Raw genomic sequence first — 1,247 nt, 5'->3', positions numbered from 1 at the left:
TTGACATGGTTTGCAAAAAAAGCCCATAAAATACTTTCTCCAATAAGCCTTGCGCTTCCGGTGTTTCAACTCCGACAAGCTCAGTCGTCTCGTCAACCATAATGGTATTTTGCCTGTCGTACTAACTCCTTGAAGACATTTTCCATAAACTCCCTAAGTCTGGAGATTCCGTTATGGATATAGCCGTTCAGCGTGGTGTTGTTTATGTGGATGCTTTTTGTAGCAAGCAGTGTTATCTGTCTGCTATCTGGCATAGTGAAGTCATATGTCAGACAAAGCAGACGGGCAAGCAAATCAGGGGAAAAGATTCATCCAAGGTTTTTCAAGGGATGCTCCATCGTGTTAGTGAAAGTGCCGTCTGCAAGCTTTACCCTTGCCACCTAGTACACATGCTCCACGTTATGAGCATGCACATGTTCTATAAACCTGTATTCCCACACATCAGCCATTCCGTTACGCTTCATAAGCCTTGCACCATCCGGGAGTTGGTAATAGTCTTCTATTTCATGAACAATTACTTTATCCACCTTCAGCCTGGTCTTTGTTGCACGGGGAGCAGTTTCCTTTTTCCTTGAAGGCCTGCAGTTCTGTGCAGGTACGTTACCGGAAGAGGTATTGCTGCCGGTACCGTTACCATCGGTCTTATTATCATCATCACCTTTCTTGCCAGAACCGTCGTACTCGGACTTCTCCATTGCAGACTTGTCGATGTTACGGTTGTTCAGCAGCCTTCTTTGCTCTGAGGTACGGCCGAAACGGTGTTTCCTGCTGCCCTCAAGCTGAAGCCTGAGATTGGATATCTCATTTGCCAGCATCATGTTCACCTCGTCTTTTGCCTCAAGCTGCTTTCTCATAAGTTCCATCTCTTTCCTGTAATGTTCAACCGTACTCGATTGCTTTTCGAGGGATTCTTTGAGGTCATTGATTGTATCAACCAGAGCCTTGGAGTTCTCTTTGTTTGATTCTTCAATAGCCTTAAGCCTCGCAATCAGTTCGTTTACTTGTTTGCGAAGCCCTGCCTTTTCCTCATTCGCCAGACCCAGCTGGCAGCAAAGTAACTCGTATGCCCTTTCATCAATCATGATATAAAGGTACGAAAAATCAGGCAGTTACGCAAACTCTTTATCGTTTATTTTGTATCATTTTGTTGATAATCAATGTATTAATATTAATCTTTCGGACTGACGTACATCTTGTCAACTACTATACTTTCAGTAAGATAGGCCATGTCCGACCATTGTATCCGG

General features: G+C 44.0%; 1 pseudogene. It reads right to left on the bottom strand.

Going from position 1 to position 1,247, the window contains the following annotated elements:
* Positions 1–1,082: pseudogene (locus BACCOP_RS21595) on the bottom strand (IS66 family transposase); the annotation flags it as partial.
* Positions 1,083–1,247 lie beyond the last annotated feature (165 nt).

Origin of the sequence: Phocaeicola coprocola DSM 17136 (genome assembly GCF_000154845.1) — a bacterium.
Taxonomy (GTDB): domain Bacteria; phylum Bacteroidota; class Bacteroidia; order Bacteroidales; family Bacteroidaceae; genus Phocaeicola; species Phocaeicola coprocola.
This window is presented reverse-complemented; position numbering and strand designations above follow the sequence as displayed.